This window comes from Porphyromonas sp. C0041D3 (assembly GCF_056590575.1).
On sequence record NZ_JBWPWJ010000001.1, the window covers coordinates 278,496 to 300,244 of the forward strand.

16 protein-coding genes are annotated in these 21,749 nt (G+C 56.3%); 13 read left to right on the plus strand and 3 right to left on the minus strand.

All coding sequences use genetic code 11. The annotated features are described in order from the left end of the window. The first annotated feature begins 9 nt into the window (after nt 1-9). The 6 genes from AC1EKE_RS01150 (at nt 10) to AC1EKE_RS01175 (ending at nt 6,368) form a co-directional block, all read left to right on the plus strand. The gene (locus AC1EKE_RS01150; RefSeq protein ID WP_480307650.1) at nt 10-1,107 is read left to right on the plus strand and encodes a redoxin domain-containing protein; all 1,098 of its coding nucleotides are present in this window, start codon (nt 10-12) and stop codon (nt 1,105-1,107) included. 57 nt (nt 1,108-1,164) lie between these two features. Continuing rightward, on the plus strand, nt 1,165-2,283 hold the full coding sequence (locus AC1EKE_RS01155; RefSeq protein ID WP_480307651.1) for a redoxin domain-containing protein: 1,119 nt from the start codon (nt 1,165-1,167) through the stop codon (nt 2,281-2,283). A 105-nt stretch (nt 2,284-2,388) separates the two neighbouring features. Then, a complete protein-coding gene (locus AC1EKE_RS01160; protein ID WP_480307652.1) occupies nt 2,389-3,495 on the plus strand; it encodes a redoxin domain-containing protein in 1,107 nt (368 codons plus the stop codon). A 2-nt stretch (nt 3,496-3,497) separates the two neighbouring features. Then, entirely contained in the window at nt 3,498-3,692 is a 195-nt protein-coding gene (locus tag AC1EKE_RS01165; protein WP_297127226.1) for a hypothetical protein, read from the plus strand. 9 nt (nt 3,693-3,701) lie between these two features. After that, the gene (locus tag AC1EKE_RS01170) at nt 3,702-5,171 is read left to right on the plus strand and encodes a bifunctional metallophosphatase/5'-nucleotidase (RefSeq protein WP_480307655.1); all 1,470 of its coding nucleotides are present in this window, start codon (nt 3,702-3,704) and stop codon (nt 5,169-5,171) included. 135 nt (nt 5,172-5,306) lie between these two features. After that, on the plus strand, nt 5,307-6,368 hold the full coding sequence (locus tag AC1EKE_RS01175) for an NAD(P)-dependent alcohol dehydrogenase (protein ID WP_296164004.1): 1,062 nt from the start codon (nt 5,307-5,309) through the stop codon (nt 6,366-6,368). Between the two features lie 92 nt (nt 6,369-6,460). Here the strand turns inward: AC1EKE_RS01175 and AC1EKE_RS01180 are convergent, their stop codons facing one another. Beyond that, on the minus strand, nt 6,461-7,342 hold the full coding sequence (locus AC1EKE_RS01180; RefSeq protein ID WP_296164002.1) for a fructose bisphosphate aldolase: 882 nt from the start codon (nt 7,340-7,342) through the stop codon (nt 6,461-6,463). Between the two features lie 156 nt (nt 7,343-7,498). Continuing rightward, nucleotides 7,499-8,677, minus strand: coding sequence for a glycosyltransferase (locus tag AC1EKE_RS01185; protein WP_480307657.1), 1,179 nt, complete (start codon nt 8,675-8,677; stop codon nt 7,499-7,501). A gap of 326 nt (nt 8,678-9,003) precedes the next feature. Between AC1EKE_RS01185 and AC1EKE_RS01190 the strand changes: the two genes are divergently transcribed. The 7 genes from AC1EKE_RS01190 (at nt 9,004) to AC1EKE_RS01220 (ending at nt 20,427) form a co-directional block, all read left to right on the plus strand. Continuing rightward, on the plus strand, nt 9,004-9,618 hold the full coding sequence (locus AC1EKE_RS01190) for a hypothetical protein (protein ID WP_480307658.1): 615 nt from the start codon (nt 9,004-9,006) through the stop codon (nt 9,616-9,618). Between the two features lie 18 nt (nt 9,619-9,636). Beyond that, nucleotides 9,637-11,040 (plus strand): phosphoglucosamine mutase, encoded by a 1,404-nt coding sequence (glmM, locus tag AC1EKE_RS01195; RefSeq protein WP_480307660.1) that lies wholly within the window; start codon nt 9,637-9,639, stop codon nt 11,038-11,040. After that, the gene (gene pepT / locus AC1EKE_RS01200; RefSeq protein ID WP_480307661.1) at nt 11,027-12,256 is read left to right on the plus strand and encodes a peptidase T; all 1,230 of its coding nucleotides are present in this window, start codon (nt 11,027-11,029) and stop codon (nt 12,254-12,256) included. The genes glmM and pepT overlap by 14 nt, the downstream gene beginning before the upstream one ends. Nucleotides 12,257-12,299: 43 nt before the next feature. After that, on the plus strand, nt 12,300-13,394 hold the full coding sequence (gene gcvT, locus AC1EKE_RS01205; protein ID WP_480307663.1) for a glycine cleavage system aminomethyltransferase GcvT: 1,095 nt from the start codon (nt 12,300-12,302) through the stop codon (nt 13,392-13,394). Nucleotides 13,395-13,957: 563 nt separating this feature from the next. Continuing rightward, a complete protein-coding gene (locus tag AC1EKE_RS01210; RefSeq protein ID WP_480307665.1) occupies nt 13,958-15,703 on the plus strand; it encodes a thiol-activated cytolysin family protein in 1,746 nt (581 codons plus the stop codon). A 28-nt stretch (nt 15,704-15,731) separates the two neighbouring features. Beyond that, the gene (locus AC1EKE_RS01215; RefSeq protein ID WP_296158825.1) at nt 15,732-17,426 is read left to right on the plus strand and encodes a thiol-activated cytolysin family protein; all 1,695 of its coding nucleotides are present in this window, start codon (nt 15,732-15,734) and stop codon (nt 17,424-17,426) included. Between the two features lie 352 nt (nt 17,427-17,778). Continuing rightward, on the plus strand, nt 17,779-20,427 hold the full coding sequence (locus tag AC1EKE_RS01220) for a C10 family peptidase (RefSeq protein WP_480307667.1): 2,649 nt from the start codon (nt 17,779-17,781) through the stop codon (nt 20,425-20,427). A gap of 312 nt (nt 20,428-20,739) precedes the next feature. Here AC1EKE_RS01220 and AC1EKE_RS01225 read toward each other — a convergent pair whose 3' ends face one another. Beyond that, a complete protein-coding gene (locus tag AC1EKE_RS01225) occupies nt 20,740-21,744 on the minus strand; it encodes a glucosaminidase domain-containing protein (protein WP_480307669.1) in 1,005 nt (334 codons plus the stop codon). Nucleotides 21,745-21,749 lie beyond the last annotated feature (5 nt).

Below are 21,749 nucleotides of genomic sequence, written 5' to 3' on the forward strand. Positions count from 1 at the left end.
TAAAGACAAATGAAAAAGAGATCACTCCTAATTCTCTCACTCACGCTCACCGCTATGAGCTTCAGCGCCTGCTCGCAGGACAAGACCTCGACACTCCGTGGCACCGAGCTACCCTCATCGATGGAGGGGCAGTACGTCTACCTCTACGATGGGCAGGACAAGGTGGACTCCGTGACAGTCAAGGACGGCTCCTTTGAGCTCAAGATGGCCAAGGATACTCCCGTCAAGCTCTTCACCATCCTGATGGGAAGTAAGGGGATGCCCTTCTTCTCCGAGCCGGGGACCTCTACCTTAGTCGTGGACAGCACCAGCTTTGCCTACGATCCCTCATCTACAGAGCTTAATAAGAAGGTCACCACACTCTACAACCGCTTCGACGCCCTCTACGGCGACTTCATGGCCGCCAACCAGCAACTGATGCAGGAGGTGCAGGCAAATGGCGGGACCATCACCGAGGAGCTCTCCGCCAAGGGGACGAAGCTCTCGGAGGACTTCAATGCCAAGGTCGGTGTACTCTCAAGGGAGTATTTTGACCAAAATAAGGACAATCCTCTCGGTCTCCTGGCCCTCTCCATCTATCCAATGACCGACCCCAAGGGCTTCGTGGAGATGTACGAGTCGGCAGGCGAGGCGATCACGTCGAATGCCGACATGCAGAAGCTCTACTCGATGCAGAAGGGCGAGCTGAAGACTGCTGCCGGTAGTCCCTACACCGATGTGACGATGACGGACGAGACCGGCAAGAGCGTGAAGCTGAGCGACTATATGGAGGAGGGCAAGTACCTCTTAGTCGATGTGTGGGCCTCCTGGTGCGGTCCCTGCCGTGCTGCGATGCCTCACCTGGCGGAGATCGCCAAGGACCACGCTGGCACCATCACCGTGCTGAGCGTCGGCGGGCTCAACGAGACGCCCGAGGCGAATGCGAAGGCAAAGGAGGAGCTGGGGATGACCTGGAGTACCTTCTTCGACAGCAAGTCCTCGCTGGCTGACGCCTATGGAGTGAAGAGCATCCCTACCCTTATACTGATCAGCCCCGAGGGGAATATCGTACTGAAGACCAATAGGCCCGACGAGATCTCGAGCAAGATCAAGGAACTGGGCCTCTGAGGTCTGGTCCCTTATTACCGACATTTTTATCACACTTATACACATTGTACCAATAGCATGAATAAACTAAAGCACACGGTCGCACTGATCGCCGGGCTCGTACTTGTAGCCGGATGCCAGAGCAGTCCAAAGTTCTCCCTCAAGGGGAGCAACCTCCCTGAGGAGATGGAGGGCAAGTACCTCTACCTCATACTGGACGAGGACAACAAGGACTCCGTACTGGTAAGCAATGGCTCCTTTGCCTTCACCTCCGACAGCACCGACGTGACGAAGATCTGGTACGTCGTCTCCAAGGACGCTCAGATCCAGACCCCGATCATCCGCGAGGCTGGAGACTTCACCCTCACCCGAGGCGAGGATGGCAAGTATACCATCACCGCAGCTGACGAAGCCAAGTCGCTCAACGCTGTATACAAGACCTTCTCCAAGGAGATGGACGAGACGCTGGCTCCGATCACTCAGGCTTACAGAGCCAAAGATCAGGAGCTCTCCAAGGAGGATATCGGTGCCGAGGCTGCCGACAAGCTGCAGGCAGAGATCCAGGAGCTCGAGAAGGAGTATACCGATGCAAATAATAAGCTCGCCCGTAAGTACTACGAGTCCAATAAGGACAACGTGATCGGTGCCTTAGCTTTCTCACAGCTCCAGTTTGACAGTGATGAGGACTTCATCTCCGCTTACGAGGGCGCCTCGAGTGTGGTGAAGGAGGATAAGAATCTCAAGAACCAGTACGACTCTATGAAGCTCGCCCTCGAGACCTCTGAGGGCAAGCCCTACAAGGGCGACTTCGTCATCGATGATGGTGAGGGTACGACCGTGAAGCTCTCCGACTATATGGAGGCGGGGAAGTACCTGCTAGTGGACTTCTGGGCCTCCTGGTGCGGACCGTGCCGCCAGGCCATGCCACACCTCGCCGGCATCGTGAAGGATCACAGCAAGACCATCACCGTGCTGAGCGTCGGTGTGTGGGAGAAGAGCAAGGAGAATAACGACTCCGCTCGCAAGGAGCTGGGCATCACCTGGAATACCGCCTTCGACAAGGAGAGCCAGTCCGTCAAGGAGTACGGCATCCTCGGCATCCCGACCCTCCTGCTCGTCAATCCTGAGGGGACGATCGTCTATCGTGGCCACAGCCCGCAAGATCTGGACGCTAAGATCAAGGAGCTCGGTCTCTAAGCCGGACCTTTTCTCCTAAGAAAAATAGTACATTTGAGGGATCGCTTCTCAGTAGGAGAGGCGGTCCCTCTTTTTTGTATCACGCATAAGGATTTTCTCAAAGTCATGAAGAAATACCTCACCTCACTCGCTCTTGCGGCGCTACTCTGCGGTTGTCAGAGCCATACCGAGACCTGCACCATCAAGGGTAGCGAGCTACCGGCCGAGCTGGAGGGCGCCATGGTCTACCTCGTCACCGACCCCATTGGCACCGACTCAGCCCGCATCAGCAACAATAGTTTCACTCTCAATAGCAGCACCCCCTCCGACACTCTGCTGGGGATGATCTCGATCCCTCAGGGCGACATTGAGCTGCCCTTCATACCGGAGAGTGGCGACTTTACCCTCACTCAGACCCCGAGCGGCGCTATCACGATCACGTCAGAGGATCCCGCGAGCCTAAATGGAGCGCTCACCTCCTTTACCAAAGAGGTAGAGGAGCAGACGGCCGCTCTCGCATCCAAGCAGGAGTCGCTCGAGCAGCAGCTCAAGGAGACGAGTGACCCTAAGGCGTCTCACGAGATCCAGGCGCAGATCGATCAAGTACGTGTGGAGCGCGCCGGAGTGCGGAGTGCGATCGCCGCCAAGTACTACGAGAGCCACCATGATGACCTCGTAGGGGCGCTGATGTTCCGTGAGCTGGACTATGCCGATGAGGCGGAGTATGTATCTCTCTATGAGGGAGCATCAGACCTTGTGCGCAGGGACGCTAAGAATACAGAGCGGTACAGCAAGGCAAAGAGCGCACTGGAGACCTCTGTCGGCAAGCCCTACAAGGGAGACTTTGAGATCCCCGATGGGGAGGGGAAGAGCGTCAAGCTCAGCGACTATATGGATGGCAAGAGGTATCTGCTGCTGGATTTCTGGGCATCCTGGTGCGTCTATTGCCGACAGGCTATGCCGGAGCTGAGGCAGCTCTCCGAGGAGCACAGCAAGACCCTCCGCGTGCTAAGCATCGGCGTGCGAGAGAAGTCAAAGGCTGACAACGACCGCGCCAAGGAGAGCCTCGGACTCAGCTGGGAGACGATATTCGATAAGGACAATGTCTCCTACGATGCTTATGGCGTCCTCGGCATCCCGACACTGATCCTGATCAGCCCTGAGGGCGAGATCGTCTTCCGCGGCTACCAGCCGGCAAAGCTTCAGGAGAAAATCACCGAGCTAGGTCTGTAATCATGAGAGTAGTAGTCAATGGACAACCGGTCACCCTCTTTGCAGGAGCTGTTGTGGCCGATGCGATCCGAGCTTGGGCAACCGAGGCGGGCGAAAAGACATCCGGATGGATCGCGAGGGACGAGAATGGACTAGAGGTGGCACCAGATGGACCACTGGAGGAGGGAATGAGACTGACCGTAACCCAACAAAGCTGAGTACAAGCAATGAAGCACATCAATACACTCACCCTGATCACCGGTGCCCTGCTCACCCTGCTCCTCGCAGGCTGCGGCGTCTCGTCACATCACAAGTCAGGCAATCACATCCGCATCCTCTCGGTGAATGATATGCACGCAGGGATGGAGCGCATGCCCCGCTTCGCCTTCATCGTCGACAGCCTCCGGAGGGAGTACCCCGAGCTACTGGTGCTCTCGGGCGGAGACAACCAGACCGGCAATCCCTTCAACGACCAGTACGACCCCAAGGGCTGGCCGATGATAGAGATGATGAATGCGATCGGCTTCAATGCCTCTGCGGTGGGCAATCACGAGTTTGACACCGGGAGGGAGGGCTTCGCCTACTTAGCGAGCCACGCCACCTTCCCCTTCCTCTGTGCCAATATGGAGCCGACGGCAGACCTGCCGATCCGCCCGAGGATGACGCTGAGGACGAAGAACGGCTACACCGTAGGCATCATCTCGCTTCTCTTCATCAACGAGCTCGGCATCCCCGACTCTCATCCCGACAAGGTACGCCCCTTTACCTTCCACGAGCCGATGGAGAGCTACGAGCGCTACCTCGGGATGCGGGACAGCGTCGATGTACTTCTCTTCCTCAATCACTACGGTGTCCTCCACGACCAAGCACTCGCCAAGGCACTGCCGTCCGGTGTGGTGGACCTGATCGTCGGTGGACACTCGCACACCAAGATCGACAGGGAGCTGTATGAGAATGGTATCCTAATCACTCAGGCCGGCTCCAAGCTCCACTACTGCACCCTGACGGACCTCACCCTCGGACCCGATCGGCGAGTCATCGCCCGCAGTTCCCGTCTCATCCCGATAGCGGAGGGCGGCAATGAGCAACCTGCGATGAGGGCACTCGTCGACAAGATCTTCGCCAATCCTGAGATGCACAAGGCACTCGCCACTACGGAGGAGGGTCTGCTGAGCAAGGAGGAGCTGGGCTACCTGATGACCGACGCCTTCCGCGAGGTGACGGGAGCTGACTTTGCCCTCACCAATCCCGGAGGCATCCGCATAGACTCCATCGCTCCCGGTCCGATCTCGATGCTGGATGTCTACACCCTAGATCCCTTCTCCAATCAGATGATGACCGTCGAGCTCACTCCCGCAGAGCTACACCGGCTCTTTGAGAGCGGCTTTGACCAGCTCGATGACCGGCGACCGATCGTCCCCTCCGGTCTGCACGTCACCTACGCCCTCAGGGCCGACGGGACCCTCGAGGGGGTCACGATCCTGGACGACAACGACCAGCCCCTCGACCCTGACCGCACCTATAAGGTGGCACTCAGCAGCTATGCCGCATCGGTCTACTCCTATGGGGACAAGTCGAGGGTCAAGGACGAGCACCTCACGACAGAGGAGGCAATCATCGCCTACCTCAGTCGTCATCGGGTCGCCCCGGACTACTCCGAGGAGCACCGGATCACCATCTTCACGGTGGAGGAGTGAGGGGAAGTGTTAATTGCAGAAGCAATTCTGTAATTCGCCCGAAAATCGATACATCGAACTTTCTTTTTCGCTACATTTACCTCATCAAATAAGTCAAACCATTTATTTCCTAACTTTTACAATCTATCTATCATCATGAAAGGATACGCAATGCTCCGGATCGGGGAAGCAGGCTGGATCGAGAAGCCGGTTCCCGAGTGTGGTCCCATGGACGCCATCTGTAAGCCGCTCGCTGTAGCAATCTGCACCAGCGACGTACACACCCTCTGGGAGGGCGCCATAGGCGATCGTCACAATATGATCCTCGGTCACGAGTGCAGTGCCGAGGTGGTCAAGGTAGGCGAGCTGGTCAAGGACTTCAAGCCCGGTGACCGCGTCATCGTGCCGGCCATCACTCCCGACTGGAACTCTCTCGAGGCTCAGGCCGGCTACTCTATGCACAGCGGAGGTATGCTGGCAGGATGGAAGTTCTCCAACTTCAAGGACGGTGTCTTCGGTGAGTACTTCCACGTCAATGACGCGGACGGCAACCTGGCACACCTCCCCGAGGACTTTGATCCCGTCGAGGCGACCCAGCTCAGCGATATGGTGCCGACAGGCTTCCACGCTGTGGAGCTGGCGGATGTGCAATTTGGCGACGTGGTGCTGGTGATCGGTATCGGTCCTGTGGGTCTGATGTCCGTTGCCGGCTGCGCCCTTCGCGGAGCCTCCCGGATCATCGCTGTCGGCACCCGACCCGTCTGCGTCGAGGCAGCCAAGGGCTACGGTGCGACCGACTTCATCAGCTACAAGGATGGCTCCATCTCCGAGCAGGTACTTGCCATGACGGACGGTAAGGGAGTGGATAAGATCTGTATGGCCGGCGGCACGGTGGACACCTTCTCTGAGGCAGTCAAGGCGCTCAAGCCCGGTGGCAAGATCGGTAACGTCAATTACCTCGGCAAGGGTGACACCATCGGGATCCCGCGCGTCGAGTGGGGCGTCGGTATGGGTCACAAGCAGATCAATGGCGGTCTGATGCCCGGCGGTCGTCTCCGTATGGAGAAGCTTGCCCGCCTCGTCTCCTTCGGTCGTCTCGACCTGAAGCCGCTCTGCACCCACGTCTTCGAGGGCTGGGATAAGCTCCCCGAGGCACTGCAGCTTATGCGCGATAAGCCTGCAGACCTGATCAAGCCGATCGTTGTGGTCAATAAATAACCTACCCGATAGTATATTTATAGCAAGAGAAGGTCTCCACCCGGACTATCCGGATGGAGACCTTCTCTTTTTATAGGTCTTAGACCTACAGCTTACTTGATAGAGGCCTCGTAGATGCCATCGATAGAGGCACCGATGGTCTTATTGAACTCCTCATCGCTCTGCTGTGCAGAGAGTCCCTCAGCGAGACCGCGAGAGAAGGAAGCGATGATGCCGTGATTCTTAGCCAGCAGCTCATTGGCGTGCTCGCGGCTGTAGCCACCGGAGAGGGCTACGACACGGACGATATTCTTGTGCTCGATGATCTCCTTGTAGAAGTTGTCTACCGTCGGGAGAGTGATCTTGAGCATCACGGGCTGATCCATCTTGTCGAGCTGAGCGAGGATCTCGCGCTTGAGGATCTCCTCAGCCTTAGCCTTATCGGGGCAGTGGATGTCCACCTCAGGCTCGAGGATCGGCATCAGACCGTGAGAGAGGATCTTCTTACCCCACTCAAACTGCTGTGCTACGATAGCCTTGATACCCTCCTCATTGGCCTGCTTGATGACGCTGCGCTCCTTGGTACCAAAGATATGGTGCTTCACAGCATCCTCGCAGAGGTCATCGAGACCGGGGAAGTCCTTCATCAGCTGTACGCCGTCCTTCTCCTCGCAGAGACCCTTGTCGACCTTGAGGAAAGGTACGATGTGGAGGTTCTCCCAGAGGTAGTCGGGCGTCTTCTTGCCATCGATCTCACCGCGCATGGTGCGCTCGAAGAGGATCACACCGATGATCTTGTGCTCAGCAAAGCCGGGGCTCTTGATCATACGGGTGCGCATCTCGTGGATGAGCTCAAACATCTCCGTCTCATTGCTCCAAGCATCCTCGGTCAGACCGTAGGACTTCAGGGCCTTGGGCGTAGAGCCACCACTCTGGTCAAGGGCACCAATGAAGCCCTTGCCGTTTTTCATCTGTTCTAGCTGTTCCTTGTTCATCTCTTTTTTACCTTAATATAAATTGATTGGAGCTGTAATAATGTCTTGTCACTGCAGGGACTGATCCCTTTCTATCCTCAAAGATACAAATTTTCTCCGACCTATGCAGCGCGAGTTACTGAAATCTTTTTGGATAATAGCACTTTTAACCTCTCTTCATAGTCTAAATCGTCCCCGACTCTCGTGGTGCGCGATCAGCTGGTCGTACCGATCGACCACCTCCCCGACCACATCCTCCCAGGTGCGGGAGATCGTGTGGGGGATCCGGTCCGCCACACGCTGCCGTCCCTCCACATCACGGATCGTCTCGATGATCTTTTCCGCATAGACGCGCGGATCATTTTGCCTGGCAATAAAGGCGTTGACCCCATCCTGGAAGGGCGCAGCACAGGTGGTCCCCTCCAGCAGCAGGCTCGGTGTGTGCATCAGCGCCGCCTCGCGGATCACATTGCCATAGGTGTCATAGAGAGAGGGGAAAAGGAAGAGATCCGCCGCCGCATAGTACGAGAAGAGCTCGGTCCTATCCTTGATCGTGCCGGGGAATATCGCCTTATCCTGCAGACCTAAGCTCTTCGCCTTCTCGATAAACTTCCCACGCGCCGCACCACTGCCGAGGGAGTAGAAGAGGAACTTCCGATCACCCAGCAGCGCAAGACTATCGAGGATCATCCCGATATTCTTGATCCGGATCTGCTGACCGACAAAGAGGAAGAGCGGAGTCGCATCATCCAGCCCCAGCTCACGCCGCTTCCGCTCACGGAGTACGGACCAGTCCTCGCTGACCGTCTCCACGCCATTGGGCACCACAGCGATCTGCCCCCGCTTCTCCCTAAACCCATACTCATGCATCGTCTCGAGGATCGACTCATCGGTGATCCACACCTGATCGGCATGGCGGTAAAACTCCATGATCCAGTCCTGCGCCAGATGAGAGAGGAAGCGGCTCTTGGTCGCGCCATAGAAGTCGTCCCGGTACTTGGAGCGAAACGAGGCGATGAAGGGAATGCCCCGCGTACGAGCGATCACCCGACCCATCCGCCCAGTGGTGAAGGGGGCGTGACAGTGGATGAGATCAAAGGGCAGGTGATACACCTCGCGAGACGCACTGGTGGGGATGAAGGGCAGCCCCACCGAGTAGGGAGGGCGAGGAGGCACAGGCACTGAGGGGATGCGAGTGATGGGGAAGGGCTCGGGCAACTCAGGCTCGCCCTTAGAGTACGGGACCACAACGTGCACGTCTCGCCCCATCCTATACATCTGGATCGCATTATTGTAGACAACGGTACCCACCCCATCTACCGCCGGCTGGAAGCTGTCATTGAAAAGCCCGTACATATCTCGCTCAGTCGTGTGTGATCGTTAGTATTACTGCACAAATATACCTATTACTTTCGCTCCTCAGCAACGCTCACCCGGCACTGTGCAGCACAAGCCACCCTCAGTGATGCCGCTCCCCGTGTCTTCATTCAGCAGGAGCCAGAACGGCCTGCTTGCCCATACGCCACCGGTGCCCAAGACCACAGTACAATAGTGAAGAGGGAAAGAGGGGCTACTTAAGCCGATATTTTGCTACATTTGTATGGCATAGTGGTGGGGGTCGCCATTGACCCTGCCACTACCATTTTGGAGTTACACTCTTAGACACTTTTTTATCCCTCAATATGAGATATCTACTCAGACCCACTCATCTGACGATCCTGATCCTGCTCTCCAGTCTGCTGTTAGTCAGCGGATGCGACAAGAAGCGCTTGTCCTACGTCGATATGATCAAGCAAGAGGAGGCGGAGGTGAAGCACTTCACCGACTCCCTCGGCATCCGGACCATCAAGGATCTCCCTGCTGACCTGATCACTCCCGAGGGGACATTTGTCAAGATCAAGGAGGGACTCCTCATTCGCGTGGTGGAGAAGGGGACTCCCGTGACCGGCAGCCAGCGGGTCATCTCTACCCGTATGGAGATTGAGGGCATCGGACCTCGCATCTCCAAGGAGTCGATCAAGCGGATGAGCAATGGCGGTCCCTACAGCGGCGGCACCGGAGCCCTCACCTTCGTCTACACGCCGAAGGGCGAGGATGTGGTCCTTGACCCCAATCAAGACGCACAGGAGAGTGCCAATAACAACCTCCAGTGCGAGGCTCTCCTCGAGGCGGTCCGTCTCGCCGGTGTACCCTCTCGAGTGCAGGTCATCACCTCCTTCCGCCATGGTCCGATAGCCTTCTCCAAGGACGGCTTCGCCCTCTACTTCAAGGATGTCCGCTTTGAGTACAAGAAATAACCGAAAATCGATCATATCATGAGCCTTATCAAGTCCATCTCCGGGATCCGAGGCACCATCGGAGGAAGCGCCTCCGAGGGTCTCAATCCGATCAACATTGTCAACTTCACCGCAGCCTTTGCCACCCAGGCACGGAAAAACTCTCCCATACAGTCCAATAAGATCGTCGTCGGCCGCGATGCCCGTATGTCCGGAGACATGATCCAGCGCATCGTGATCGGCACGCTTCAGGCAGTCGGCTTTGATGTGGTGAATATCGGTCTCGCCACCACCCCGACGACAGAGTTTGCCGTCACCGAGGAGGGCGCCGATGCCGGCATCATCATCACGGCGAGCCACAACCCTAAGCACTGGAATGCCCTGAAGCTCCTCAATCACGAGGGCACCTTCCTCTCCGATGCTGAGGGACGGGAGGTCTATCGGATGGCTGATGCGGAGGACTTCACCTTCGCCGAGGTGGATCACTTGGGACATGTGGAGCACAAGGACTACACCGATGCCCACGTGCAGATGGTGCTGAGCCTTCCTGAGGTGGACGCTGCTGCGATCCGCGAGGCAGGGCTCACCGTCTGCGCCGACACGATCAACTCCGTCGGCGGCATCGCACTGCCCCGCCTCTTCGACGCGCTTGGCGTCAAGAGTGCTTACCTGCTCCATGGCGAGCCCACCGGAGACTTTGCTCATAATCCTGAGCCTCTGCCACAAAACCTTATCGAGCTGGGGCAGTTAGTCAAGGAGAAGAAGGCCGATGTCGGCTTCTCCGTCGACCCCGACGTGGATCGCTTGGCGATCTTCTGCGAGGACGGCACCCCATTCGGTGAGGAGTACACCCTCGTCAGCATCGCTGACTACCTGCTGAGCCTCTATCCGGGTAGCGACACCGTCTCCAATCTCAGCTCCACCCGCGCCCTCCGTGATGTCACCATCTCTCATGGAGGCACCTACACCCCTGCCGCTGTGGGAGAGGTGAATGTGGTGACGAAGATGAAAGAGGTGGGTGCGCTCATCGGTGGTGAGGGCAATGGCGGAGTGATCTACCCCAAGGCACACTACGGCCGGGACGCACTCGTCGGCATCGCCCTCTTCCTCACCATGATGGCAAAGCGCTTCCTCAAGCCGACCCAGATCAAGGCGCTCCTACCGCAGTATGCGATGGTGAAGAAGCGTCAGGACCTCACCGGTCTCGATGTAGACAGGATCTTCGACGACATCAAGAGGGCGTATAAGGATCAGTCGATTACCACCATCGACGGAGTGAAGATAGACTTTGCCGACCGCTGGGTCCATCTCCGCAAGAGCAATACCGAGCCGATCATGCGGATCTATGCCGAGGCGCACACAGAGGCCGAGGCTGATGCGATAGCCGAGGAGATCATCTCACACTTTGCTCCCCACGAGACCAATCTCGATGCGTATAAGTAAGGAGAGCATCGTCAAGCGATTTCTACGCTACGTCTCTCTCGAGACCACGTCTGACCCCTCGAGCGAGGAGACTCCCTCCTCGGATAAGGAGTGGGATCTGGCGCACCTCCTCTGCTTCGAGCTGCGCAGCATGGGTCTCGCAGCATCCGTAGACGATCACTGCTACGTCACGGCGACCATCCCTGCCGTAGGGATGACAAGCCAGCCGGTGATCGGTCTGATCGCCCACATGGACACCTCTCCGGATGCTTCCGGACGCGATGTCAAGCCAAGGATAGTCCACTACGAGGGCGGGGAGATTCCTCTCGATGAGGCGGGTACCGTCACCCTCACGCCTCAGAAATTCCCCGAGCTGGCACGGTACGTTGGCCAAGAGCTGATCGTCACCGATGGCACCACGCTCCTCGGGGCGGACGACAAGGCCGGTGTCGCAGCCATCATGGAGCTGGCAAACCACCTGACGACCCACCCGGAGATCGCTCACGGGGAGATCCGGATCGGCTTTACGCCTGATGAGGAGATCGGCAGAGGAGCTTCACTCTTCGACGTGGAGGGGTTCGCCGCCGACTTTGCCTATACGGTAGATGGCGGAGCTCTCGGAGAGCTGCAGTACGAGAATTTTAACGCTGCCTCAGCTACCATCCACTGCCACGGGCTCAATGTCCACCCCGGCGATGCCAAGGGCAAAATGATCAACGCCATGCGTCTCGCCATGGACTTTGACAGCGCCCTACCCGACCAGCGACCCTCCACGACCGAGGGGAGAGAGGGCTTTTACCACCTCACTGCGATGAGTGGCACCGTAGAGGAGGCCGAGCTGGAGTACATCCTCAGGGACTTCGATAGCGAAGCACTCGAGGAGCGCAAGGACACACTGCTCCGTACAGCGGCAGCAATCAACTCTCGCTATGACGAGGAGCGCATCACCGTCACCGTCCGCGACCAGTACCGCAATATGCTGGAGTGCCTGCTCTACCGGATGGAGATCGTCGATCACGTTGCCGAGGCGATGAAGCGGCTCGGCATCGAGCCGATCACCTCGCCCATCAGAGGCGGCACCGATGGGGCCACACTCAGCCATAGGGGGCTACCCTGCCCCAATCTCTTTGCCGGGGGGCTCAACTTCCACGGCATCTATGAGTACCTCCCCATACCCTCGCTCGTGATGGCTGCCGAGACCCTTCTCGAGATCGTCACGACAGAGGTGAGATCATAGTAAGCAACCTTTTTATACAAAACTCAATACAAACTATCAATCTATGGAACTAAAGAAAACCCCCTTCCATGACATCCATGTCAAGCTCGGAGCCAAGATGACCAACTTCGCCGGCTACGACATGCCGATCCAGTACCCCGACGGCATCGTCGCTGAGCATATGGCAGTCCTCGAGAGCGTCGGCGTCTTCGACGTCTCCCACATGGGCGCTCTCTTCGTCAGCGGCCCCAAGGCAGTGGAGTTCCTCCAGAATGTCTGCTCCAACGACATCTCCAAACTTACGGACGGCAAGGCGCAGTACAATTACTACCCCAATGACAAGGGGGGTATCGTCGATGACTTCATCGCCTACTGCTTCGGAGACCACTACATGCTGGTCGCCAATGCCGCCAATATCGAGAAGGACTTCAAGTGGATCTCCGACCACAAGATCGATGGTGTGGAGCTGGAGAACCGCTCTGAGCGGATGAGCATCCTCGCTGTCCAGGGACCCAAGGCCAAGGAGACGATCCAGAAGCTCGTTGACATCGACGTCGACGCAATCCCCTACTACAGCTTCCACAGAGGGAAGTTCCACGGTGAGGAGGTGCTGGTCTCCAATACCGGCTACACCGGTGCCGGAGGCTACGAGCTCTACATCCAGGACATCAAGGATCCGGAGAACTTCTGGAACCAGCTCTTTGAGGCCGGGAAGGAATTTGACATCAAGCCGGTCGGCCTCGGTGCCCGTGACACCCTACGCCTCGAGATGGGATTCTGCCTCTACGGCAACGACATCGACGACACCACCAACCCCTACGCTGCCGGTCTCGGCTGGACAACGAAGCTGATCGAGGGCAAGGAGAGTCTCCCCGGTCGCAAGATCCTTGAGGAGGCTAAGGCCAATGGCACCGAGTACCGTCTCGTCGGCATCGAGCTGAAGGGACGCGGTGTACCTCGCGAGGGCTACAAGGTGACCGACGGCAATGGTAAGGAGATCGGCCACCTCACCTCCGGCACCATGTCTCCTGCGCTCAAGAAGGGCATCGCCCTCGGCTACGTCCTCTCCGACTACAAGAAGCCTGAGACCAAGGTCGCCATCGAGATCCGTGGCAAGGAGGTAGAGGCTGAGGTGATCAAGCTCCCCTTCCGCAAGTAACGCACGACTAATCCTTTTTTATCCATAAGCACGTCCTTGGGCATTCCCCGGGGACGTGCTTTTTTTGCCCTCACCCGCAGAGACCCAAGTGACAGAAAGGCTCCACCATCGTGCCATCCGTCAGGAGAGTGCACTGGCACTGCACCCCGGCAGAGTGGCCTCAGTGGCGACACAGGAGAAGACTGACTCTCAGTATGGCACAGCCCGCATTTCTTTTACCGATATTAGGCTCCGCTCACTCGTCTATTGGATACTTTTTCTGGACACCACAATTGAGTCGCCCTCCACTTCTCCTAAATCCCTCACATCATCAAACCCCCTTTCATCCTCCTCACTCTCCCAGCACATCAAAATGCAACCCCCATAGGGCTCAGATTACAGCCTAAAATACAAAACCAAGTTTGTTTTTACAATATTTTGAAACAAGTGGGATAATTGGTAAAATTGGTCATCGAAATACTGCCAGAATGGCAACCTCGGAGACTTACATATGGTATAGTCACGGAGTTAGTATGAAGGCAAGGTTAATATTTATATGTTTCACCTTTTTTTATTAAAAAGCTATGAACCTACAGCGAACGTGTCTTCTCATCGGCGGATGGCTGACTTTTCTGGGACTCTCTCTCAGCTCCTGCAGCAAGAGCGAAGTCCCGGGTGAGCCCGCTGTGTCACCGGAGACCCGGCTCGGAAGCCTGCCATTGGCTGCAGGAATGCTCCGAGGCAATGATCCCATACCGGATCCTCAGATCGTTGGAGATCCCGGAAAGGGTGGCCCCGTAGTGCCTACCACCAAGGATGACCTCCACGGTGTAATCATCAGCCGGAGTACGATGTACAGCTCCGGATCGGTCTACAACGAGTATTTACTCTTCAATCCCATGAGCAACCTCATCTACCCCGGTAATGTGCTTGTGGGAAACTCTATCAGTAATGGTCGCTATCTCCCTGTCATGGGTCAAAAAGTCGGTGATGTCACTTGGTCCTCTCCCGACTTGGTCCCTGCCGATCCGCAAGTGGATAAGTTTGTCCAGCGGGTCATGGATCCACGGTTTAGCGACTATTCGGCGACAATGCAGAAATGGCGTGGCACGCCAACTCTACCCACTTCCGCCATTACCACCTTTGAGCTGACTGAAGTGAAAGATCTCAAGGAGTTCAGTGCCAAGTTGGGACTTGGCTTTGAGACTGAGAATGTCAAGGCGGGAATCACCTTTGAGGGCAAGAATGGGGATCTGAAGACCCATATGCTGGTAAAGTTTGTGCAGAAGCTTTTCTCCGTCTCCATGGATCTGCCCGATCGCCAGCACCTGCTCTCTGCAGCTCCTGGGGCTCTGCAGGGTGTCATGCCGGTATACATTTCGGATGTGTTTTATGGGCGTATGGGCTTTGCGCTCATCTCTACGGACCATGACTACTTAGAGCTGATGGCCGCCTTGCAGGTGATGGCTCCGTCTTTCAAGTTTGAGCTTTCATCCACTTACAAGAAGATTCTGGATGAGTCTTTTACTCAGTACGTCTTTACCGGCGGCAAGTCGGGTGACCATGGCCTCTCTGTCAAGAAGGGTTGGGACGGCTTCAAGGAAGCACTCAGTACGGAACTCAATCCTGCCGAGGCTGTCCCGGTGGCCATCACGCTCCGATATGCGGATGACAACTCAGTTGCCCGCGTTGTCCAGACCGGTCAGTACCCCATCACAGAGAGTTACTTCGTCAAGGAGAGTGACGAGATGTCCTTTAGCTTCCGCCCCGTGGAGATTAGGGCTAACGCAGGCAATAAGGAGGAGCTCCAAGTCTGGGGTCACACCATCCTCACCGTACCGGCAGAGCTCACCAAAGACGGCACTGCCTCTGAGGACTATCGTCTCGTATGGTTAGGGATGAGCAAGTATGTCAAGCTGGATAAGCAAAAGAAAGCCGGTATGCCCAATGCCGAGACTATCAACGTCACTCTGCATCGCCCCAAGGGAATGTCCATGCAGGACTTCCTCAATCAGAGGATCTACATCGACACTCACTTCCATAATACCAACTCTGCCGGAACCATTACCGGTGACGATCTCGGTGAGAGCAAGTACAGCATCCGACTCCAGGATCTGATCTTCAATGCAATCCATAACAGTCTCTCCGTCACTACGCGGAAGAATGCATACAACGACTACTCTGCGACGGTCCTCTTTGATCTTTTCCACGAGGCCAAGGAGATCGAGGAGATTCCCACTTCGCTCCGCTCCGTCACTAGTGCAGACGGCACCCGGACTCTGACCAGATGCTTCGGCAGTGAGCCTGAGCCATACCTGACCAATCACTGAACCCCTTCCTAATAAAGAACCAAAAGTCATGAATAAGTTATTTCGCCACATAGTCTCGCTTGCACCCTTCTCCGTACTTCTCACAGGAGCAATGATGCTATCCACCGGCTGCCGGGACAACTCTACCGAGCCGACACAATCCACCGACAACCCCACTGAGGGAGACGCTTCCACACTCCTCACTCAGCTTCGTGCACTGCCCCTGCCCAATGGCATGACCACAGGAGAGGAGGGCGGCTTGGTACTGCCTCAGTTGGCTCCCATCGCGCCTCAGGTCAACGAAGAGACCATTGAGGAAGGGACCTTTAACGGGCTCAAGGGAGTGTTTGTCAACATGCGAAAGGTCTACAACTCCGGATTTGCTTTCGATGAGCTCTCCATCTTTAACCCCTCGGAGAATCAGATCTACCCCGGATCTGTCTTCGTCGGCAGCTCGATCACCAATGGCAAGTATCTCAGGCTGCCCGGCACCACCGGTGAGCTGGTGTGGAGTGCCAAGGATCTGATCCCAAGCACGCCGATGAATTTTGTCGCCCATTTCGAAAACCCTAAGTCGAGCGACTATAATATGACGTTACAGCAGTGGTTAGGCATGCCGAGCCATCCTCTCTCCGCCACCACCATGTATGAGGTCAATGAGGTGTCCAACTCGACAGAGATTGGTGCCAAGCTGGGTATCGGGTATCAGAAGGAGGATCTTATCGCTCAGCTCAACCTTAACACATCGCACCAGAAGATGAAGACCCACGTCCTCGTCAAGGCGATCCAGAAGGCTTTCAGCATCGCTGTGGACATCCCGGATCAGTTTATTCTCAAGAGTGCCAATGTGGCGAAAATGGATGGAGTGATGCCCGTCTATGTCTCTGAGGTCTTCTATGGCCGCATGGGCTTCGCCGTCATCTCAAGCAATCACGAGTATCATGATGTGGTCGCCGCGCTTAATCTCAATCTCCCGACAGAGAAAGTCAATGTCGAGCTGGAGACGAAGTACAAGGAGATCCTTGATGCTTCTGTATCCAAGTCCCGCATCATTGGCGGCACCTCGCAGGAGCATGGACTTGGTCTTTCCAATGGCTGGGAGGGCTTCAAGCAGTGTCTTTCCGCACCCCTCACTCCGTCTTCAGCTCGTCCTGTTGCTTACACGCTACGCTATGTCCACGACAACTCTGTTGCGCGCGTGGTCCTCACCAGCGACTTTATCCGCAACGAGTCCTATTTCATTCCTGAGATGGACGAGCTTACCCTGCGCTTTACTCCTCGCACGCTGAGAGCCAAGGCGGACAACGTCAAGCCGCTCTATGTCTATGGTAATGTCACCATCTCAGTAGACGGACAGAAGGATCAGATGATCTTCAATAGGGATATGAAGGAGTACGTCCGCATCGATGACCCCGAGCAAGAGGTCAATCTAGGCGAGGGTAATGTGTCCGAGATCACCATCCGCAGACCGAAGGGGATGAGCATGGAGGACTTCCTCAAGATGAAGCTGACCATCTACGCTTACTTCGGTCACACCAATTCCGCCGGCACAGCCAATATCTACAACCTCGGAGATGCGACAAGTCACTGCACCGTACGCGAGCTGATGATGGCTGCCATGAGAGGCACGATGAATGTCTTTACCCAGGAGAAGCGCTCCGGACAGCGCGAGGCTAACCTGGTAATGAATATCGATACGAATAGCGGGATCAGAGTCATCAGTGGCTCCATCTCCAAAAAGTAACCATGGCTAGAGCATCAGGACCCGGTCGCATAAAGTCATCGGTGCCATATTCTCGACACGGCAGATATATGGCTTCCGGTACGGGACGCCCGTCGTCAGTATGATTCGGTAAGTCTTGAGTCTTTCTCGAGACAGAGTGTCTCGATCAATGGTAGCAGCCTCGGACTAATTCGGAAATTAGATCGACTAATATTCGGTGTTAGTCCGAGGTTTGTCACTGGAGGCAGAGACAACGGATCGCCTCCTGCTGATCGCCGAGATCTCGCGGGGCATTCTGAGTCGACGGAATGATGACCATGGCTTGTGATATGGCAGTCTATGATGCAATTCGCCTGACAAGAAACATCGCATTATGAATAGGAAAAATTTCTTTTGGTTTGCGGGTCTGGCGGGACTCTTCCTCGCACTGACACTCCTCCTCGGAGGCTGTCAGGCTGAGAGAGATCCCCGCCCCACTGACCCTGAGCAGGCGGAGTCGACCGAGCCGCACCACCTCACAATTGAGGAGGCGGAGGTTGTGGTCCTTCGCTTCCTGAGCGAGAGTGAGACTCCGATGACTACCCTCCGCTCCGTAGCCGATGAGGGTCTGGAGCTCGCTTTTGCCGAGCCTGCAAGCATGATCGGTCTTCGCGCCGTCTCTGATGACGAGACTATGGACGACCGCTCATCCCTCCCCGCCTACTATGTCTTCAATATCGGCCGGCGCGGTTATGTCATCGTCTCGGCATGGGATAATACGTTTCCGATTTTAGGCTTCTCTTACGAGGGAAGCTTCTTCGGCAAGAATGTAGCGGAGACACAGGGTAGCTCCGAGGTGAAGAATGTGATGAGCTTCCTCAGCTCCTATGCTTCCGGGATCGACTCTCTACGTCACGTGCTTCCGGTGACACCGGAGCTGCGAAAGCACTATGAGTGTGCCCTCAGGGGAGATGTGACGGGACAGGCCCTCAGAGCCTCCGGGAACATTGAGCCCCTCCTCGGAGGCATTAAGTGGAATCAGTCTCCCTACTACAACGCTTATTGCCCCACGGGGACCCCTGTCGGCTGTGTAGCCACCGCTACCTCACAGATCATGAGATACTGGAAATATCCTCCTCGCGGCACCGGCTCCCACACCTCCACGTCGGATGGTCAGTATGCTAATTTCAATAAGTATTACAACTGGGACAATATGCCGGCAGCCACGCTCCGTCAGTACAATGACGATGTGGCTCAGTTATGCTACGATGTGGCTGTGGGACTCAACATGCAATTCTCTGCCTACGGCAGCGGCACCTGGCAGTACTACGTGCCGTCTCTCCTGGCGGATCATTTCTTTTACAAGAATACCGTCAGAGACATCTATCGCTCCAATTATAATGCTTCCGACTGGGCCTCCATCGTCTACAACGAGCTGGCCAATGGTCGCCCCGTCCAGTATGCGGGTTCAGGAAGGACCGGAGCAGGACACTCCTTTGTCTGCGACGGATATATGAATGGCTACTTCCACATCAATTGGGGATGGGGAGGTATGTCAGACGGCTATTTTCTCCTCCACGCCCTTGATCCCTCCTCCCTCGGCACGGGTGGAGGCAATGGAGGCTTCAATTACGGTCAGGACATCGTCATAGGCATCGAGCCGGCACAGAGACCCGATCCCAAGCCCACTCCCGACTCCGGATCGATCACCTACCTGACTCTCGACCAGCTCCGGAGGATGCTCTCCTTCGGGCAGAGTGGGCGAGTATTCTTTGGCAGTGGCTATAGCGGTCCGATGGTCCTCTTCCTCAAGGCTACCGGCTGCGGACACTGTGAGCGCACCAGACCTGCCGTAGAGCTCCTGGCCAAGGAGTATGGCGACAGGATCCCCTTCTACGGCTTCGATGTCGTGACCAATGGACAGTGGGGAGCCAACTGGGACTATATCCAGAGAGTGCTCGGTATAGAGACCGTACCTCAGCTCCTCTTCATCACCAAGGAGGGCACCTATACCCTCAAGAATGGAGTCATAGAGACCTCGGTGCCGAGTGAGGGCGCACGTATCTTCCGCCCCTATGTGGAACAGCTCCTCGACGAGGGCGGCGACGATCCTGTCCCCTCCGATGACTATTGTCCCTCGATGGGTCGATATGCCCGCAGTACCTATATCGCTCAGGTGAGCATCAGCAACGTGAGCAACGTCACGACCGCCAATGCCGGCGGCTACACCTACTTCGATCACAAGCAGGTGGAGCTGACCCCCGGGGAGACCTATAGGATCACTCTCAAGCCCGGATCCACCGCCGGGAGCTACCCGGAGTACTGGCGTGTCTGGATCGATCTCAATGGAGACAAGGACTTTGGCGCTGATGAGCTGGCACTAGACTTCACCACCACACAGTCCAATGTCCCGGTCGTCAAGACGATCACCATCCCTGCGAGTGCTCGCGACGTGACCACCCGCATGAGGGTATCGATGAAGTGGGGCTCCGCGCCTGAGGTATGCGAGACCTTTGATCACGGTGAGGTGGAGGACTATCCCGTGCTTATCAAGAGCAAGGTGACCCCGAAGCCGGATCCGAAGCCGGACCCTGACCCACAGCCGAAGGATGATCCCTATCCGACCTCCTATGGCAAGGACTCTCGATATGCCTACATCAGTGAGGTAAAGATCGGGGATATGGGCAATAGCGGTACAGGCGGTGACGGCTATGCCTCCTACATCACCACACACCACATCCTCGGCTATCCCGGTCGCGCCCTCGCCTTCCAGCTCTCTCCCTCCTTTGGGACCACACGGGTCTACTGGTGCTATTGGCGAATATGGATTGACTACAATAAGGACGGACAATTCAGCTCCTCCGAGCTGGTCGCCTCTAGGTATGGCAACAGCTATGTGAGCGGTTGGTTCACCCTCCCCTATCGTATGGATCCGGGGCTATATCGCGTCCGTGTGAGTATGAAGGTCAATGGTGGCTACCCGCAGCCTGACGAAATCTTCGACTACGGCGAAGTAGAGGATTATCGTCTGAGGATCCGATAGTACCCTCGGCACACAAGTCTTTCTTTCGTGCTGCATCACAAGAGTTTTCCTGTGATGCAGCACTTTTTTATCCTAATCTCTATACGAGGCAGAAAAAAGGTGACGATCGTCCTTCTTTCCTCCGACTGAGACCTTCCGGAAGCGTATTACCCGGCGAAGTGATGATTGTACGACTTATTGGAGCTATTGCGACGAGCCACAGCCCTTGCACACTCTACTATTCCGAGATAGATATTCGGAGAGAAGTCCTGAGACCGGGTAGCGATGGGACAGGGAGTAGTGCAGTCTCTGTAGCGAGGGTGGCTGAGCTACTTAGCGAAGGATCAGGATATCGCCCTCCTCGGGGATATAGGCGGGGTCGAGCTTATTCATCTGGTAGAGAGAGCGTAGCTGGATGCCGTATCTCTGTGCTATGCCGTGGATCGACTCCCCTACCCTCACCTCATGGCGGTAGTAGGGTGGATCGGCACGACGGAGCTTCCTCTGGAGGTAGATGATGTCTCCCTCCTCGATCGGGTAGCCGGGCGGGAAGTCGTTGTAGTCAGTGAGTTTCTTCTCCGAGATATCGAGGTCTCGAGCAATGCTGGCGAGATCGTCCTCCTTCTTAGCAAGGACGTAGAGGAGTCCATAGCTCTTGTAGATCTCACGGACGCCGATGGGGGTCGTCTCCCTCGATGCCGGCTTCTCGTATCTCATGGGAGGCTTGCTGCTGACGGTTCGCCGTGGTTGCTCAGGTCGGTTGTAGGCGTAGTCTCGCTCCACGTTGCCGTCCACCAGCAGGTAGAGCTGATAGTCCTCGATGATCTTGATGAGCTTATTGGCGTAGCCTCTGTCGGTAGCATAGCCGGCTCGCTGTAGCCCCTTTGCCCAGCTCTTGTAGTCCGCCATATCTATACGGAAGAGTGAGCTGTACCTGCGGTTGCCAGTGAGGAATTGCCCGTGGTCGAGGTAGGAGTCGAGCGGATCGTCGTATACCCTGAAGCAGTCGCGAGGGTTGTCATCGCGATGGTAGGTGCGCGCACCGCTCCAGCCATTGTGGCACTTGATGCCGAAGTGATTATTGGACTTCTGCGCCAAAGCACTACCACCGGCCCCACTCTCCAGCAGACCCTGAGCCATAGTGATGGAGGCAGGGATGCCAAACTCCCGCTGACTCTGTAGCGCAGCGGGGGCGTACTGTCGGATGTAGGCGTTGTAGGAGGGGTTTTTCCCCGGCATAGGCATACGGCTCACCTGCTGATTAGCAGCATTTCGGGTGCTGCCGCAGCCCGTAAGGAGGAGGAGCGGAAAGAGGAGGGCGAGGACTTTACGGGTCATGGCAA